The following is a 15,251-nucleotide window of genomic DNA, read 5'->3' as shown; positions in this document are numbered from 1 at the left end:
GCCACGGCCGTCCACCAACAGGTGGCGCTTGCTGCCTTTTTTTCCCCCGATCCGTCGGGTTGGGGCCGACGGTTTCCTGTGCCAGCGGCGCCTTCATCATCGCGCCGTCGACGCTCTGCCAGCGCCAGGCAATGCCCTCCATCTGGTCGTACTCGGCCAAGCCCGCCTTCCACAGAGCTTCGAAGAATCCCGAGGCTTCCCACTCAAGAAATCGCTTGTGGATGGCGCTTGCGCTTCCGAAGCGCTCTTTGGGCAGCGCCTTCCACTGGCAGCCCGTGCGCAGCACGTAGACGATTGCTTCGAACACCAGTCGAGCCGGCTTTGGTGGCCGGCCAGCCCCTGGCTTGCGCACATAGATCTTGTCTGCCGCCGAGCGCGCAGGAATCAGCGGCTCCACACGCTGCCAGAACTCATCGGTCACCACCCACGACTCAACACGTTTCGCCAAGATCTCGATCCATCGCCGCGCCCAATGCGGCTCGGATCGATAGTTTACCTATTTACGGATAAGTTCTTAGTCGTCACTCAGGCTGGGCGTCCAGCGCGGCCGCCCGCAGGCGGCCCCGTTCGCTGTTCAGCATGTAGAGGCCCGAGCCGACGAGCAGCGCGATGCCCAGCCAGGCCCACCCGCTGGGGACCTCGTCCCACACGGCGTAGCCCAGCAGCATGGCGAACAGCACGGCCGAATAGCGAAACGGTGCCGTCAGCGAGACCTCACCGGCGCGCATGCATTGCACCAGCAGGAAATAGCCGGTGGCCAGGAAGGCGGCCGCGACCCCCAAGAGGGCCAGGTCGCCCGGCGCGAACGGCGGCCAGCCGCTGAACAGCGTCAGGCAGCCCGCCAGCAAGGTGACGGCCAATGCCGTGGCCAGTGTGATGATGATCGACGGAATGACAGGGTCGATGCGCCGCGTCAACAGGTCGCGCGTGGCGTGGAACAGCGTGCCGAGCAGGCACAGCAGGGACCAGGCGTTGAAGCCGTCTCCGCTGGGCTGCACGACGCACAGCACGCCGGCGAAGCCCAGCACGACGGCGGACCAGCGTGCCCGGCCGGCGCGCTCGCCCATGAAGAGCACCGCGAACACGGTCATGAACAGCGGCGCCGCGAGGTTGATCGCCGTCGCGTTGCCGATCGGCAGCCGGAACAGCGACAGCAGGTACAACAGGGTCGCGCAGGCGTCGACCGCGGCGCGCAGCGCGACCCGCGGATGCAGCAAGGCGCCCGCCTGCCGCAGCGCGCCCAGGCGGTGGGCAACCAGCAAGACCAGCGCCGAAGCCATCAGCCCGCGCAGGAAGACCAGTTGCACCGAGGCCATGGACTGGCTCACATGCTTGACCAGCGCGTCGTTGAGCACGAAGCAGGCCATTGCGGCGACCATCGTGACGATGGCGCGCCCATTGGCGCTGGAGGAGATCGTGGCGGACAGAAGCTGCGAGGTCATGACGAACGGGGGAAGATGGCGAAGCCGAGCAGCGAGTGTTGCATAAGCGCCGCTTATGAAAAAGCAACCCGCCAAGGCGTTCCCATGGGCTGGCGACCTGCCGATACTTGGCCGGGCCGCGCGGCCATGCGCGGCCGAACAACCGGAGACACCATGACCCATTCCCTTCGCGGCACCTTTGCCGCCACCTTCGTCGCCACGGCCCTCGCCGCCGCCTCGGCCGGCAGTGCCGCCTGGGCGCAGGCGGCGCCGGCCGCCTGGCCGACCAAGCCGATCCGGCTGATCGTGCCGTTCTCGGCCGGCGGCGCCAACGACCTGATGGCGCGCGCCGCCGCCGAGGGCGCCTCCAAGGCGCTGGGCCAGCCGATCGTGATCGAGAACAAGCCCGGCGGCGGCACCACGCTGGGTGCCGACGTGGTCGCCAAGTCGGCGCCCGACGGCTACACCTTCCTGATCAGCGCCGCCGGCGTGATCTCCAACAGCATGATCAAGAAGTCGATGCCCTACAAGGACGCCGACTTGGAGCCGGTGGCGATGATCGGCCTGGCGCCCTCGGTGGTGCTGGTGCCGGCCGATGCGCCGTACAAGAACCTGAAGGAATTCATCGCCGCCTCGAAGACCGGCGAAGGCTTCCACTGGGCCACCGCCGGCACCGGCAGCACGCCGCACTTCGTCTCGGGCGTGCTGCAGACGAAGTACGGCGCCAAGCTCGACATCGTGCCCTACAAGAGCGGCTCCGAATCGATCACGGCGGTGCTCGGCAAGCAGGTCGAGGCCACCTCGGAGGCCAGCATCGTCGCCCTGCCGTATCTCAAGAGCGGCAAGCTGAAGGCTCTGGCCGACACCTGGACCAGCCGGATCTCGGCCTACCCCGACCTCTCCACCGCGACCGAGCAGGGCTATGGCGACCTGCGCATCGCGCACTGGGCCGGCATCCACGCGCCCAAGGGCACGCCGCCGGCGATCCTCGACAAGATGAGCGCGGCAGTCGATTCGGCCATGAAGACGCCGGCCATCGCCGAGCGCCTCAAGGGCCTGGGCATCGAGCCGATCGGCGGCACCCGGGCCTCCTTCGTCCGCTTCGTCGACGAAGAGCGCGCGCGCCTCGGCGCGGTGGTCAAGGCCACCGGCATGAAGGACGAATGAGGTGGAGACGCTCCATCCCGGCACGGCGCTGCGCCGCAAGGTCGAGGCCCGGCGCGGGCTGATGGTGCCGGGCGCCGCCAACGCGCTGGCGGCGCGCGTGATCGAGCAGCTCGGGTTCGAAGCCGTCTACCTGAGCGGCGCCGGCCTGACCAACACCTTCTACGGCCTGCCCGACCTCGGCTTCGTCGGCCTGGCCGACATCGCGCAGCACACGGCGGCGATCCGCGACGCGGTGGCGCTGCCGATCATCGTCGACGCCGACACCGGCTTCGGCAACGCGCTCAACGTGCGCCACAGCGTGCGCACGCTCGAGCGCGCCGGCGCCAACGCGATCCAGCTCGAGGACCAGGCCAGCCCCAAGAAATGCGGCCACTTCGAGGGCAAGGCCCTGGTGCCGACGCAGGAGATGGCCGGCAAGGTCCGGGCCGCGGTCGATGCCCGCCTGCATCCCGACTTCTTGGTGATCGCGCGCACCGATGCCGCCACCGTGGAGGGCATCGACGCCGCGATCGCGCGTGCCGTGGCCTATGCGGAGGCCGGCGCCGATCTGACCTTCGTCGAGGCGCCCGAATCGCTCGACGCGCTGCGCCGGATCCCACGCGAGATCGCCTGCCCTCAGCTGGTCAACGTGGTGATCGGCGGCAAGACACCGACCCTGGCCGCGAGCGACTTCAGCGCCATGGGCTTCGGCATGGTGCTCTACGCCAATGCCGCGCTGCAGGGTGCGGTGCACGGCATGCAGCAGGCGCTGCAGGCGCTGCAGCGGGACGGCCGGCTCGACGAATCCAGCGGCCTGGTCGCGACCTTCGCCGAGCGCCAGGCGCTGGTGCGCAAGAGCGCGTTCGACGCGCTCGAGCGCCGCTATGCCTGAGGCCGCGCCGGCGGCGGTCACCGCCATCGACAGCCACGCCCACGTGTTCGTGCGCGGGCTGCCGCTGGCGCCCCAGCGCCGCCACGCGCCGGACTACGACGCCACGCCGGCCGACTTCAGCGCCCTGCTCGATGCCCACGGCGTCTCGCATGCGCTGCTGGTGCAGCCGAGCTTCCTGGGCACCGACAACCGGTTCCTGCTCGATGCGATCCGGGCCCGGCCGCGGCGGCTGCGCGGCGTCGCCGTGGTCGACCCCGAGGCCGACGACCTCGCCCTGCAGGCGCTGGCCGACGGCGGCATCTGCGGGATCCGGCTGAACCTGGTCGGCCTGCCGATCCCCGACTTTTCACGCCCGGCCTGGCAGCGCCTGTTCGCGCGCGTGCGCGCGCTCGACTGGCATGTCGAGCTGCATCGCGACTCGCAGGCGCTGGCCCAGGCCGGACAGCCCGTGCTCGATGCCGGCTGCAAGCTGGTGGTGGACCATTTCGGCCGCCCCGGTGCCCTGGCCGACGCCGGCCAGGCCTGGCTGCTGGCCGCGGCCGCCGGCGGCCGGACCTGGGTCAAGCTTTCGGCCGCCTACCGCAACTGGCCAGTGCCCTCGGCGCCGCAGGCCCGCGCGGCCGCCGAGCGGCTGCTGCGCGCCTTCGGCGCCGGGCGCCTGCTGTGGGGCAGCGACTGGCCCCACACCGAGCATCGCGAATGGGTCGACTACACGGCCGCCCAGGCGGCGCTCGCCGACTGGGTGCCCGACGCCGCCGCCCGGCAGCGGATCCTGGTCGACACGCCGGCCCGGCTCTTCAAATTCGATCAAGAGGGAGACCTTCATGCCCGATGACATCTCGCGCCGGCGCTGCCTGGCCGGGGCCGGCGCCGTCCTGCTGCTCGCAGCGCTGGCGGTGCAGTCCCCAGCCCAAGCCCAAGGCTGGCCCAGCCGCCCGATCAGGCTGGTCGTGACCTACCCGCCCGGCGGCACGGTCGACGCGGTGGCGCGCATCATCGCGCCCTCCTTGTCGAGCCGGCTCGGCCAGCCGGTGGTGGTCGACAACCGCGGCGGCGCCGGCGGCGCGATCGGCGGCGACCTGGTGGCCAAGAGCGCGCCCGATGGCTACACGCTGATGCTCGATGCCTCCAGCCATGCCCAGAACCCGGCGCTGCGCAGCAAGATGCCCTTCGACACGCTGCGCGACCTGGCGCCGGTGTCGCTGCTGGTGAAAGTGCCCAACGTGCTGGTGGTGAATCCGGCGGCACCGATCCGCAGCGTGCAGGACCTGGTCGCGCAGGCCCGCGCCAGGCCGGGCGAGATCAACTACGCCTCGTCCGGCAACGGCTCGGCCCAGCACCTGGCGGCCGAGCAGTTCAGCGCCATGGCCGGCGTGCGCATGACCCACGTGGCCTACAAGGGCGGCGGCCCGGCGCTGACCGACGTGATGGCCGGCCAGGTGCCGGTGTTCTTCGCCAGCCTGGCGTCGAGCCTGCCGTACATCCAGTCCGGCAAGCTGCGGCCGCTGGCGGTCACGGGCAAGGCGCGCTCGCCGGTGCTGCCGCAGTTGCCGACGGTGGCCGAATCGGGACTGCCGGGCTACGAGGTCTACGAGTGGAACGCGGTCTTCGTGCCCGCGGGCACCCCGGCGCCGGTGGTCGATCGGCTGACGAAGGAGTTCTCGGCGCTGCTCAAGGAGCCCGAGATCCGCCAGCGCCTCGAGGCCACCGGCGCCGAAGTGGTCGCTGCCGGGCCGGCCGAGCTCGACGCCTTCCGCCGCGCGGAGATCGCCAAGTGGGGCCAACTGGCGCGGGCGCACAAGATCCAGATGGATTGAGCTCGGAGCCTCAGTCCGCCAGCATGGCGGCGAAGGTATCGGCGAAGGTCGGCCGCGAACGCGCCAGCCACATCGCCGCCAGTTCGAAGGACGGCAGCGCCGCGCCGTCGCGCACCTGCGCATAGCGCACGCCGGCGTGCTGCAGCGAGCGCACCGAGCTCGGCAGCAGCGACCAGCCCAGGCCGGCGGCCACGCAGGCCAGCACGGTGAGGGTGCGGTTGGCGTCCTGCCGCACGCGCAGGTCGAGGCCCGCGCTGCGGAAGGCACCGAGCATCAGCGTGCGCAGCAGCGGCATCTGCTGGGCCGGGAACCACACCAGGCCGTGGGCGGCGATCTCGGCCATCGACACGCAGCCGTCGGCCGCCAGTTCATGGTCCGCCGGCAGCGCCACCACCATCGCTTCCTCACCCAGCCGCCGCTCGTGCACCCGGGCCGTGACCGGCACCGGGGGATGCAGCAGCGCGAGGTCGATGCGCCCGCCCTCGAGCGCGTCGACCTGCTCGGCGTTGCTCATCTCGCGCAGCACCACGTCCAGCTGCGGATGCTCCACGTGCAGCCGGCGCAGCGCCCGCGGCAGCACCTCGTAGACCGCGTGGGTGACGAAGCCGATGGTCAGCCGCCCGGCCCGGCCGGCGCCCATGGCGCGCGCGCGTTCGGCGGCCGCATCGCCGTGGGCCAGCGCGGCCCGCAGGTCCTCGACGATGGCCAGGCCCGCCTCGGTCAGCGCCGCCCCGCGCCGGCTGCGCTCGAACAGCTTCGCGCCGATCTCGCCCTCGAGCCGATTGAGGGTCTGCGTCAAGGCCGGCTGCGCCAGCCCCAGCCGCTCGGCGGCGCGGGTGAGGCTGCCGCATTCGGCGATCGCGACGATGCAGCGCATCTGGCGAGTATCCATCGCGGGATTCTAGGCAGGGCGCGCGTGGGTCATTTCGGAAATGCCGCGGTCACTCTTCGCGCGCCGCCTTACAGCGTATAAAGCCTGCCGGGAGACCACATCACTTGAAAATCATCATCCTCGGCGCCGGCCGGATCGGCGAGAGCGTGGCCGGCACGCTCGTGTCGGAGAGCAACGACATCACCGTCATCGACACCGACGCGGCGCGTCTGCGCGAGCTCGAAGAACGGTTCGAGCTGCGCGGCGTGGTGGGCAGCGGCATCGAGCCCGACGTGCTGGCCGAGGCCGGTGCCCGCGATTGCGACATGCTGATCGCCTGCGCCGCGCAGGACGAGACCAACCTGGTCTGCTGCAAGGTGGCCTACCAGGTGTTCGGCATCCCGACGCGCATCGCGCGCGTGCGCTCCAACGCCTACAAGGAAGACAGTCCGCTGCTCGGCAAGGACGGCTTCGCGGTCGACTGCGTGATCTGCCCCGAGGAATCGCTCACGCGCTATATCGGCAAGCTGGTCGAGTACCCCGAGGCGCTGCAGGTGCGCGAGTTCGCCAACGGGCTGGCCTGCCTGGTGGCGGTGCGCGCGGTGGCGGGCGCACCGCTGGTGCGCCACAGCATCGCCGAGCTGGGCGAACGGGTGCCCGGCGCCGACATGCGCATCGTGGGCATCTACCGCCGGCTCGACAACGAGCCCGATCGCTTCATCGTCTGCGACGGCCAGACCCTGATCGAACCCGGCGACGAGGTCTTCGTGCTGTCGGCACGCGAGCACCTGCCCCTGGTGCTGTCGGCGCTGCACCGTGACGACCGGGCAAAGCAGCGCGGCGTCGAACGCATCATGATCGCGGGCGGCGGCCGGGTCGGGCTGCGGCTCGCCAGGCAGCTGGTCGAAACCGGCCGGCCCTACCAGATCAAGGTGCTGGAACACGACCACGCGCGCTGCGTGCAGCTGGCCGCCGAACTGCCGAGCAGCGTGCTGGTGCTGCACGGCGACGGCACCGACGAGGACCTGCTGGAAGACGAAGGCATCGAGGGCATCGACCTGTTCCTCTCCCTCACCAGCGACGACGAGGACAACATCATGGCCAGCCTGCTGGCCAAGCGGCTGGGCGCGCGCCGCGTGCTGGCGCTGATCAACCGGCGCAGCTATGCCGACCTGATGCACGGCACGCAGATCGACATCGCGCTGTCGCCCGCGCAGACCATGCTCGGCGAACTGCTCGCCTATGTCCGGCAGGGCGACGTGCAGGCAGTGCACAGCCTGCGCCGCGGCGTGGCCGAGGCGCTGGAGATCGTGGCGCGCGGCGACCGCAAGACCTCGCGCGTGGTCGGCCGCAGGATCTCGGAGATCCAGCTGCCCAAGGGGGCGCAGTTCGGCCTGGTGATGCGCGGCCTGCCCGAGATCGGCGAAGGCGCGGCCCCGGCCGGCGGGGCGCCGCCGACGCCGGCGCAGGTCATCATCGCGCGTGGCGACACCCTGATCGAGAGCAACGACCATGTTGTGATCTTCGTGCCTCGCAAGCGCCAGGTGCGCGACGTGGAAAAGCTGTTCCGCGTCAGCGCCACCTTCTTCTGACGGCAGCGGCCCTTTTCGATGAGCGACTTCTTCCCGGTGCTGCGCGTGCTCGGCGCGCTGCTGACCTTTTTCTCGCTCGGCATGTTCGTGCCGTGGATCATTTCCTGGACGCACGCCGACGGCCTGCGCCATGTGTGGGCCTTTTCGGCGGCGATCTCGTTCGCCTGCGGGGCGGCCTTGTGGGGCGGCCTGCGCCGCTACAAGCGCGAACTGCAGCCGCGCCACGGCATCTTCCTGGTGTCGCTCACCTGGGTGCTGCTGCCGCTGTTCGCCACCCTGCCGATGATGTGGGCCCTGAACGACATCGGGCGGCCGATCAACTTCACGCACGCGTACTTCGAGTCGGTGTCGGGCCTCACGACCACCGGGGCGACGGTGCTCGCCAGGCTGGACGCGCTGCCGGTGTCGATCAACGTCTGGCGCACCTTCCTGCAATGGCTCGGCGGCATGGGGATATTGGTGCTGGCGGTGGCCATCCTGCCGCTGCTGGGCGTCGGCGGCAGCCAGCTCTTCAAGGCCGAGGTGGCCGGCCCGATCAAGGACAGCAAGCTGACGCCGCGGGTCAAGGAAACAGCCAAAGGGCTGTGGGGCATCTACGCCACCTTCTCGGCCGCCTGCTTCCTGGCCTACTGGGCCGGCGGCATGAGCGCCATCGACGCGATGATGCACATGTTCACGACCGTGAGCCTGGGCGGGCTCTCCTCGCACGATGCGAGCTTCGCGTACTTCGCGTCGCCGCTGCTCGAGGGCATCGCCGTGATTTTCATGCTTGCGGCCAGCTGCAACTTCGCGCTGTATTTCATCGCCTTGCGAAAGGGCCACTGGCGCGGCTTCTGGCGCGACCCGGAGTTGCGCGGCACGCTCGCCGCGCTGGTCGGCGGCGGCCTGGTGGTGGCGCTGGTGCTGTTGGCCAAGGGCGTCTACGGACCCGTGGATGCGTTGCGCTACGGCATGTTCCACGCCATCTCGGTCGGCAGCACGACCGGCTTCGCGATCGTCGACTACCTGGCCTGGCCGGTGTTCGCACCGCTCTTCATGCTGCTGCTGTCAAGCGTGGCGACCAGTGCCGGCTCGGCCGGCTGCGGCATCAAGATGGTGCGGGTGCTGATCCTGGTGAAGCAGGCGCGGCGCGAGATGACGCGCCTCGTGCATCCGCGCGCAGTGCAGCCGGTGACGCTCGGCGCGATGGTGGTCGACCACCGCGTGATCTTCTCGGTGCTGGCCTTCATGCTGGTCTATGGCGTGACGACGATCTCGTTGAGCATGCTGCTGGTGCTGAGCGACCTCGACCCGGTCACCGCCTTCAGTGCGGTGCTGGCCAGCGTGAACTGCACCGGCCCCGGGCTCGGCAGCGTCGGGCCGGCCGGCAACTTCAGCGTCCTCACCGATTTCCAGGTCTGGGTCTGCACCTTCGCCATGGTGCTTGGCCGGCTCGAATTGCTCAGCTTCATCGCCTTGCTGACCCCCTCGTTCTGGCGCAAGTGAGGGTGCCAAAGAGACGCCAGCGGGCATTTGCGGCTGGGGAAAGTCCCCAGGCCAGAAACCGCTTTCCGAAGGCGCCGGTGTTGCTGCAGCGCAATACCCGCCCGCCAACGCCCGCTACGATGGGTCCATGGACTGCACGACCAAACCGGAGGCCGATCTGGACCTCTACTTCGCATGGCTCGCACGGTTCGAGGCCAGCATCCCCCAGGCGCAGGACGTCGTCTCGCGCTGGTACACGAGCGCGGCGCTGCAGGCGTACATGCGCTATTCCTGGTTCAAGGCCTCCACGCCGGGAGAGCCGGCGCTCTGCCTGGCCCACATCCAGGTCGCCAAGGACGCCCGAGGCCAAGGCTATTTCGCGCGGCTGGTCGATCGCTTCCTCGAAGGCAGCGATGGCCTGCAGGCCCGCGTGCTCTACCTCGAGAACATCGCCAGCCCGAGGTTCGAAGGCTGGCTTCTGCGCGTCGGGTTTCAGCGCTGCACGCACAGCTCCGATCAGTTCTCTGCGTACTACGTCACGCGATAGCAAGCGGCGCATGCTTCAGAATGCCACCATGCTGAATGAACGACGGGAAGCAATCGACAGGCTGCAGGCGTTGGCGGTCGAAGAGCGCCTGGCCCACCCCGAAGAAGACGACGCATTGATCGCATCGGTGCTCGATCGGCTGGAGGAAATCGGCGACCGACGGCGCCGAGCGGCCCGGCGGAAGGCCCGCAGCATCGCGCTGGGGATCGGCACGATAAGCGCCTTGATCGCCGTGGCCCTTCTGATCCAGGCACGCCTGGTCTGACCGGCTCAAGGCCGGCACTCGGCCGGCAGCAGCTTCGGCTTCATGTCCACGGACTGACAGGTCCACCTGACGCGGCCGCCGGTGTCCGCGGACGGAACCAGCTGGAACGTCCGCCCGTTCGCGGGTCCGCTCGAGAGCACCAGGCGGATGACGCCATTGGAGGTGTTCAACTGCACGTCCTGGAGCTCGGGCGGCAGCGGCGGGCCGAACTGGACGGCGGCCAGGCTGCCCGGCAGCGTGCGCCGGGTCTCGTAGTGCTCGCCGACCGCGGCGGCCGCGGCCTTGCCGTGGCGCAGGGCGTTCGCGGCCTTCGCCCGGACCGTGTAGTCCTGGTAGGCGGGCAGCGCGATGGCCGCCAGGATGCCGATGCCGGCGCCGATGGCCATGATCGCCAGCAGGATCAGAGCGATGTTGCTCGTGCCGCCTTTTCTTGCCAGCAGCGCGAACTGGGCCTGCGGGTTGCTGCTCGTGTGGCGGGCACTCGCGATGAGCTTCTGGCAGTGGCGGTAGTAGCCCCCGTTCGAGATCAGGGGCGGGATGACGAACAGGCCCAGCAGGTAGATGCAGTACGCCAGCACCGCGAACCCCGGGGCCGTGATGGCGACCGCGCCGATGGCGGCGCCGATGATGCTGGGCAGCAGGAAGTACAACGCCGCCTTGCCCCACATCTTGCGGTACATGAGCCACCAGAAAGTGAAGAAGAAGGCGGGCCAGTGCCAACCCAGGCGAGTCCCCTCCCGGTCGAATTCCTCGAAACGCCGCAGGTAGTAGTCGCGATTCTTCTCGCCGATGGCGAGTTCGTAGAACTCGCGCGCCTCCTCTGACGCCGCCGCGCGGGGAAGCGGCGGGCGGGCGACGGGCTCGGCGCCGAGGGTCGGTTCCGTGCGGCCGTCGGTATGCAATGGCGCCATCGGCCTATCGGGCGGCGTAGTCGCTGCTGGCCCGGCACTGGCCGAACTCGCAATGGATGGCGATCTCGGGCGCGTTCGTGCAGGCGACGCGATAGTCTTCGAAGCCCGGTCCCTTGGCGACCAGCGTGGCCATCGGCGTGGCCGCGCAGTTGCGGGATTTCGCCAGCTTCTCCGCCGTGAAGGTGTCGCGCCCGGTCGGTCGGGTCGCCATGCTGCTCGCCGGCACCGCAAGCCAGGTCACGAGGACCGTGGGGTCGACGTTCTTGTAGCCGGAGCGGGCCATGCAGTTGGCGACCTGCGTCTCCTGCTTCTTGCGCCAGACAGCCGTCTGGGGCGAATACACCCACTGGGCAAAGAGGCCCATGAGCCCCGCGATGGGCAGCGACGCGGCGGCGACGAGGGGGATGGCGAACGCGCGATCGTCCCAGTACGTGTGCCCGATGTTCCAACCGATCGCGGCACCCACGCCGACGCCGACCACGATCAGGGCGGCGTCATGGTCCTCGGTCTTGATGAACGGCAGGCCGCTCGCCTCGCGTTGACACTTGGCGACCAGCGTCTCATAGGACGCGCCCCCCGGCGGGCCGCTGGCAGGACCTGGCTCGACCATCGGCACGTAGGCCGCGCCCACGCCCGAGCCCGGGCCGGCAGGCGGTCGCTGCGGCCCTGTCGAACAGGCGCTCAAGAGCATGGCAGCGCAAGCGATGCCGGCGATTTTCCTCATGGGCCCTCCTGGCGCGGGTTCTGGAGCGCCCGCGGAAAGTTACATAGTTATACGTTTATCACATTTTTATGGTCAGACTCGGATCAGGTCAAGCACGCGCACGCCTTGGATGGACGAGGCAAGTCGGAAGAAAACCTGAGTCAAACGGCGGCCACCAGCCGCGAGATGGGGGGGATTGGCCAGCCGCAAGGCGCTCGAAGTCGCACGCGCGATCTGTCGCTTCGACGCAACAATGGTCGAGAGCCGTGTCTCCTGACGCGCGCGAATCCCTGAAGCGCCCCGCTATCCCCAGCTGGGCATGCTCCGCAAGGCGTCGTTGGGCCGATTCACGATGTCGACGCCGGTGATCTCGCGCCGGCCGGGCAGCAGTTCGACATCGCAAACGATCTCCCAGGCGTGGTTTTCGGTCCGCCGCGCGAGGCAGACCTCCTCGCCGGCCGCCAGCAGGTCGGCGCATTCGCCGACGCTGATCCGCTGCGCCGCTCCCAGCGCCAGCCCGGTCGAACCGAACTCCTTGTCCAGGACCGGATGAACCGCCACGAGGTCGATCTTGTCGCCCGCGTAGTGGACCGCCGTGATTGCATGCTGAGCCATACGCGACCTCCATTCTCCGAGGGGCCCAGTATCGTTGCCACGGCCGCCAGCGCCAGTGTGCCTACTCAGGTCGTGGGTACGAGGCGCCTTCCGCCCCTGGGTCCGGCCTCAGCTGCCCGCCTTGTTCGGATCCCGCCAGACGCGCTCGAAAGGCAGCCGCCAGGCGTGCGGCGCGATCAGCTGGTGGATCGCCTTCGGTCCCCAGGAGCCCGGTTCGTAGAGCCGCACCGGCGGCGGCGTTTCGAGCAGCGACGTCGACACCTGCCACAGGCGTTCGATGCCCTCGGCGGTCGTGAACAAGGTGCGGTCGCCGCGCATGGCGTCCAGGATCAGGCGCTCGTAGGCCTCCAACACCTCGCCGACCAGCCCGGTGTCGCGCATCGCGAACTGCAGGCTCAGCTTGTCCAGCCGCATGCCCGGCCCGGGCCGCTTGCCGTAGAAGGACAGCGACATCTTCGACGCATCGGCCAGGTCGAAGGTCAGGTGGTCCGGCCCCTGCGCGCCGACCCCGGAGCCGGGCGGGAACATGCTCTTGGGCGGTTCGCGAAAGGCGATGGAGATGATGCGCTGCCCCTCGGCCAGTCGCTTGCCGGTGCGCAGGAAGAAGGGCACGCCGGCCCAGCGCCAGTTGTCGATGTGGCACTTGAGCGCGACGAACGTCTCGGTGTCGGAGTCGGGGTCGACGCCCTCCTCCTGGCGGTAGCCGCTGTACTGCCCGCGCACCACGTCCGCCGGCACGATCGGCAGCATGCTGCGGAAGACCTTGTTCTTCTCCTCGCTGATCGGCGCCGGTTCGAGCGCGGTGGGCGGCTCCATCGCCATGAAGCCGAGGATCTGGAACAGGTGCGTCACCACCATGTCGCGGTAGGCGCCGGTCTGCTCGTAGAAGCCCGCACGCTTGCCCAGCCCGAGGGTCTCGGGCACGTCGATCTGCACGTGGTCGATGAAGTTGCGGTTCCAGATCGGCTCGAACAGGCCGTTGGCGAAACGGAAGGCCAGGATGTTCTGGGCCGGCTCCTTGCCGAGGAAGTGGTCGATGCGGAATATCTGCTCCTCGTCGAACACCTCGTGCAATTGCCTGTTGAGGATCACCGCGCTCGCCAGGTCGGTGCCGAAGGGCTTCTCCATCACGATGTGCGAGCGCTCGACCAGTTCGGCCGCACCCAGCATGCGCACCACCGACAGGGCTGCGCTCGGCGGCACGCTCAGGTAGTGCAGGCGCCGGCATTCGGGTGCGCCGAGCGAGCTCTCGGCGCGCTCCACCGCTCGCCTGAGCGCCTGCGCACCGCCCGACAGCGGCACGTAGTCGAGGATCCCCGCGAAGGCGTCCCACGCGGCCGGCAGGACCTTGCGGCTGCCGAATTCGTCGAGCGCGCTGCGCGCGGCGGCGCGGAAGCCCTCGGTGTCGAGTTCGTCGAGCGAAACGCCGATGATCCGGCAGCCGGGGATGAAGCCCGAACTGCAGAGGTGAAACAGGCCCGGCAGCAGCTTGCGCCGGGCCAGGTCGCCGGTCGCGCCCACCAGCATCACCACCTGCGGGAAACGCGGACCGACGCCGGGAGGGATCTTCGCCATTTCGTGTCACCTTGCTTCGTTGCCGAGCCGGGAGGCAAGCGATTTTGATGCCAGCGGTCTGGAACACTTACACATTTTTCATGACATCCCGCCTACAACTTGCCTCTGGTCGGCCGATACACAGGGAGCCATGGACAAGCCACATTCAAGCCAGCCGCCAGAGCTCCTGACCCAGCTCCCGAGAGAAAACGTGCTCCAGGACGACGGGATCTACATGCTCGTATCGACCAAGGGCGTCGAAGGATCGCGCAGCGACGGGATGCTCATCCGCCGCTGTGGGTTTTCGCTCACGACGCCGCTTGGCTGCGAAATCATGGGCCAGTACAGGCAGCTCTCGGATGGTTTCTGGCACGCGTCCCTGCGCAGCAAGCCCCAGGACGACGGCTCCCCGGGTCTGCCTCAGCGGGGCATCTACGCGACGGAGCTCGACGCGCTGGTCAATCTCTGGGCCAACCGCCGGCGACAGGACCTCGGGACCCGGTTGTAGGGACTCGCAGGCCGGAACCCCGCCACACTTGTTACTCCCCGTATTCGCCCTCCGGTGCCAGACTGTCCCCGAACCGCTTGCGCATGGTGCGCAGCGGCCCACCAGGAGACGACACCCATGGCGACAACCACCGAGAACGAACGCAAGGGCCCACGGCCCGCCATGCAGCGGCCACCGATCGTGTCGCCGCAGGCCTGGGAGGCGGCCCGGGCGCAGCTGCTCGTGAAAGAGAAGGCCCAGACCCGCGCCCGCGACGCCCTGGCGGCCGAGCGCCGGCGAATGCCCTGGATGGCGGTCGACACGGGCTATGCCTTCGAAGGGCCCGCGGGCCGGGTCGGCCTGCTCGACCTGTTCGACGGCCGGCGCCAGTTGATCGTCTACCGCGCCTTCTTCGAGCCGGGCGTGTTCGGCTGGCCCGAACAGGCCTGCAGGGGCTGCTCGATGGTGGCCGACCAGGTTGCCCACCTGGCGCACCTGAACGCACGCGACACCACGCTGGTGTTCGTCTCGCGGGCACCCCAGGCGGACATCGCGCGGCTCAAGGCTCGGATGGACTGGAAGATGCCGTGGTTCACCCTCACCGACCGCTTCGACGCCGACTTCGGTGTCGACGAATGGCACGGCACCAACGTGTTCCTGCGCGACGGCAACCGCGTCTTCCGGACCTACTTCATCAAGAGCCGTGGCGACGAGCAGATGGGAGGCACCTGGAACTACCTCGACATCACGCCGCTGGGCCGGCAGGAGTCGTGGGAGGACTCGCCCGAAGGCTATCCCCAGACGGCACCCTACAAGTGGTGGAACTGGCACGACAGCTACGCCGCGGACGCGGCGCCCGACCAGCGCTGGGTCGAGGTGTCGGAGGCCGGGGAGGCGGCGTTCCGCAACGGGCAGCCGGGGACGTAGCGGTCGAAAGACGTGGCAGCCGGCGCCTTTCGCGCCCAG

General features: G+C 69.3%; 16 protein-coding genes and 1 pseudogene. 10 read left to right on the top strand and 7 right to left on the bottom strand.

Translation table 11 applies throughout. The features are described 5' to 3' along the window. Both QZH52_RS28860 and QZH52_RS28855 read right to left on the bottom strand, forming a co-directional pair. Positions 1-448: pseudogene (locus QZH52_RS28860) on the bottom strand (IS5 family transposase); the annotation flags it as partial. A gap of 73 nt (positions 449-521) precedes the next feature. Next, positions 522-1,442: a DMT family transporter gene (locus QZH52_RS28855; RefSeq protein ID WP_301814309.1), complete on the bottom strand. Its 921-nt coding sequence runs from the start codon at positions 1,440-1,442 to the stop codon at positions 522-524. A gap of 153 nt (positions 1,443-1,595) precedes the next feature. On the opposite strand from QZH52_RS28855, the gene QZH52_RS28850 reads away from it, so the two are divergent. The 4 genes from QZH52_RS28850 to QZH52_RS28835 all read left to right on the top strand — a co-directional run bounded on the left by QZH52_RS28850 (position 1,596) and on the right by QZH52_RS28835 (position 5,276). Further along, positions 1,596-2,588: a tripartite tricarboxylate transporter substrate binding protein gene (locus QZH52_RS28850; RefSeq protein WP_301814308.1), complete on the top strand. Its 993-nt coding sequence runs from the start codon at positions 1,596-1,598 to the stop codon at positions 2,586-2,588. Between the two features lie 61 nt (positions 2,589-2,649). Further along, positions 2,650-3,459: an isocitrate lyase/PEP mutase family protein gene (locus QZH52_RS28845; protein ID WP_366919326.1), complete on the top strand. Its 810-nt coding sequence runs from the start codon at positions 2,650-2,652 to the stop codon at positions 3,457-3,459. Next, positions 3,452-4,294 (top strand): amidohydrolase family protein, encoded by an 843-nt coding sequence (locus QZH52_RS28840; protein WP_301814306.1) that lies wholly within the window; start codon positions 3,452-3,454, stop codon positions 4,292-4,294. The genes QZH52_RS28845 and QZH52_RS28840 overlap by 8 nt, the downstream gene beginning before the upstream one ends. Beyond that, on the top strand, positions 4,284-5,276 hold the full coding sequence (locus tag QZH52_RS28835) for a tripartite tricarboxylate transporter substrate binding protein (protein ID WP_301814304.1): 993 nt from the start codon (positions 4,284-4,286) through the stop codon (positions 5,274-5,276). Before QZH52_RS28840 ends, QZH52_RS28835 begins: the two co-directional genes overlap by 11 nt. 10 nt (positions 5,277-5,286) lie before the next feature. On the opposite strand, the gene QZH52_RS28830 is transcribed toward QZH52_RS28835, so the two are convergent. Continuing rightward, entirely contained in the window at positions 5,287-6,168 is an 882-nt protein-coding gene (locus QZH52_RS28830; protein ID WP_301814303.1) for a LysR family transcriptional regulator, read from the bottom strand. A gap of 104 nt (positions 6,169-6,272) precedes the next feature. On the opposite strand from QZH52_RS28830, the gene trkA reads away from it, so the two are divergent. The 4 genes from trkA (at position 6,273) to QZH52_RS28810 (ending at position 10,015) form a co-directional block, all read left to right on the top strand. Next, the gene (gene trkA / locus QZH52_RS28825) at positions 6,273-7,739 is read left to right on the top strand and encodes a Trk system potassium transporter TrkA (RefSeq protein ID WP_301814300.1); all 1,467 of its coding nucleotides are present in this window, start codon (positions 6,273-6,275) and stop codon (positions 7,737-7,739) included. An 18-nt stretch (positions 7,740-7,757) separates the two neighbouring features. Then, positions 7,758-9,224, top strand: a complete 1,467-nt coding sequence (locus QZH52_RS28820; RefSeq protein WP_301814299.1) for a TrkH family potassium uptake protein — start codon at positions 7,758-7,760, stop codon at positions 9,222-9,224. Between the two features lie 127 nt (positions 9,225-9,351). After that, positions 9,352-9,750, top strand: a complete 399-nt coding sequence (locus QZH52_RS28815) for a GNAT family N-acetyltransferase (RefSeq protein WP_301814298.1) — start codon at positions 9,352-9,354, stop codon at positions 9,748-9,750. A 10-nt stretch (positions 9,751-9,760) separates the two neighbouring features. Beyond that, positions 9,761-10,015, top strand: coding sequence for a hypothetical protein (locus QZH52_RS28810; protein WP_301814297.1), 255 nt, complete (start codon positions 9,761-9,763; stop codon positions 10,013-10,015). 5 nt (positions 10,016-10,020) lie between these two features. Here the strand turns inward: QZH52_RS28810 and QZH52_RS28805 are convergent, their stop codons facing one another. The 4 genes from QZH52_RS28805 to zwf all read right to left on the bottom strand — a co-directional run bounded on the left by QZH52_RS28805 (position 10,021) and on the right by zwf (position 13,819). Continuing rightward, complete coding sequence (locus tag QZH52_RS28805; protein ID WP_301814296.1) at positions 10,021-10,926, bottom strand: DUF2628 domain-containing protein; 906 nt, start codon at positions 10,924-10,926, stop codon at positions 10,021-10,023. A gap of 4 nt (positions 10,927-10,930) precedes the next feature. After that, a complete protein-coding gene (locus QZH52_RS28800; RefSeq protein WP_301814295.1) occupies positions 10,931-11,650 on the bottom strand; it encodes a hypothetical protein in 720 nt (239 codons plus the stop codon). A gap of 282 nt (positions 11,651-11,932) precedes the next feature. Beyond that, positions 11,933-12,244, bottom strand: coding sequence for a hypothetical protein (locus QZH52_RS28795; protein WP_286535987.1), 312 nt, complete (start codon positions 12,242-12,244; stop codon positions 11,933-11,935). A 108-nt stretch (positions 12,245-12,352) separates the two neighbouring features. Then, positions 12,353-13,819 (bottom strand): glucose-6-phosphate dehydrogenase, encoded by a 1,467-nt coding sequence (zwf, locus tag QZH52_RS28790; protein ID WP_301814293.1) that lies wholly within the window; start codon positions 13,817-13,819, stop codon positions 12,353-12,355. A 190-nt stretch (positions 13,820-14,009) separates the two neighbouring features. Between zwf and QZH52_RS28785 the strand changes: the two genes are divergently transcribed. After that, positions 14,010-14,306, top strand: a complete 297-nt coding sequence (locus tag QZH52_RS28785) for a hypothetical protein (protein WP_301814291.1) — start codon at positions 14,010-14,012, stop codon at positions 14,304-14,306. Between the two features lie 117 nt (positions 14,307-14,423). Continuing rightward, positions 14,424-15,212, top strand: a complete 789-nt coding sequence (locus QZH52_RS28780) for a DUF899 domain-containing protein (protein WP_301814290.1) — start codon at positions 14,424-14,426, stop codon at positions 15,210-15,212. Positions 15,213-15,251: the final 39 nt, after the last annotated feature.

This window comes from Variovorax ginsengisoli (genome assembly GCF_030486595.1).
Taxonomy (GTDB): domain Bacteria; phylum Pseudomonadota; class Gammaproteobacteria; order Burkholderiales; family Burkholderiaceae_C; genus Variovorax; species Variovorax ginsengisoli_B.
The sequence above is the reverse complement of the archived record's forward strand: the minus strand, read 5'-3'. Positions and strand labels throughout refer to the sequence as shown.

Excerpts from the sequence above, each read along its gene's own strand:
- QZH52_RS28820 (WP_301814299.1), top strand. The coding sequence starts at position 7,758 with ATGAGCGACTTCTTCCCGGTGCTGCGCGTGCTCGGCGCGCTGCTGACC.
- zwf (WP_301814293.1), bottom strand. The coding sequence starts at position 13,819 with ATGGCGAAGATCCCTCCCGGCGTCGGTCCGCGTTTCCCGCAGGTGGTG.
- QZH52_RS28780 (WP_301814290.1), top strand. The coding sequence starts at position 14,424 with ATGGCGACAACCACCGAGAACGAACGCAAGGGCCCACGGCCCGCCATG.
- QZH52_RS28830 (WP_301814303.1), bottom strand. The coding sequence starts at position 6,168 with ATGGATACTCGCCAGATGCGCTGCATCGTCGCGATCGCCGAATGCGGC.
- QZH52_RS28800 (WP_301814295.1), bottom strand. The coding sequence starts at position 11,650 with ATGAGGAAAATCGCCGGCATCGCTTGCGCTGCCATGCTCTTGAGCGCC.
- QZH52_RS28840 (WP_301814306.1), top strand. The coding sequence starts at position 3,452 with ATGCCTGAGGCCGCGCCGGCGGCGGTCACCGCCATCGACAGCCACGCC.
- QZH52_RS28815 (WP_301814298.1), top strand. The coding sequence starts at position 9,352 with ATGGACTGCACGACCAAACCGGAGGCCGATCTGGACCTCTACTTCGCA.
- QZH52_RS28845 (WP_366919326.1), top strand. The coding sequence starts at position 2,650 with ATGGTGCCGGGCGCCGCCAACGCGCTGGCGGCGCGCGTGATCGAGCAG.
- QZH52_RS28850 (WP_301814308.1), top strand. The coding sequence starts at position 1,596 with ATGACCCATTCCCTTCGCGGCACCTTTGCCGCCACCTTCGTCGCCACG.
- QZH52_RS28855 (WP_301814309.1), bottom strand. The coding sequence starts at position 1,442 with ATGACCTCGCAGCTTCTGTCCGCCACGATCTCCTCCAGCGCCAATGGG.
- QZH52_RS28835 (WP_301814304.1), top strand. The coding sequence starts at position 4,284 with ATGCCCGATGACATCTCGCGCCGGCGCTGCCTGGCCGGGGCCGGCGCC.
- QZH52_RS28810 (WP_301814297.1), top strand. The coding sequence starts at position 9,761 with ATGCTTCAGAATGCCACCATGCTGAATGAACGACGGGAAGCAATCGAC.
- QZH52_RS28795 (WP_286535987.1), bottom strand. The coding sequence starts at position 12,244 with ATGGCTCAGCATGCAATCACGGCGGTCCACTACGCGGGCGACAAGATC.
- QZH52_RS28805 (WP_301814296.1), bottom strand. The coding sequence starts at position 10,926 with ATGGCGCCATTGCATACCGACGGCCGCACGGAACCGACCCTCGGCGCC.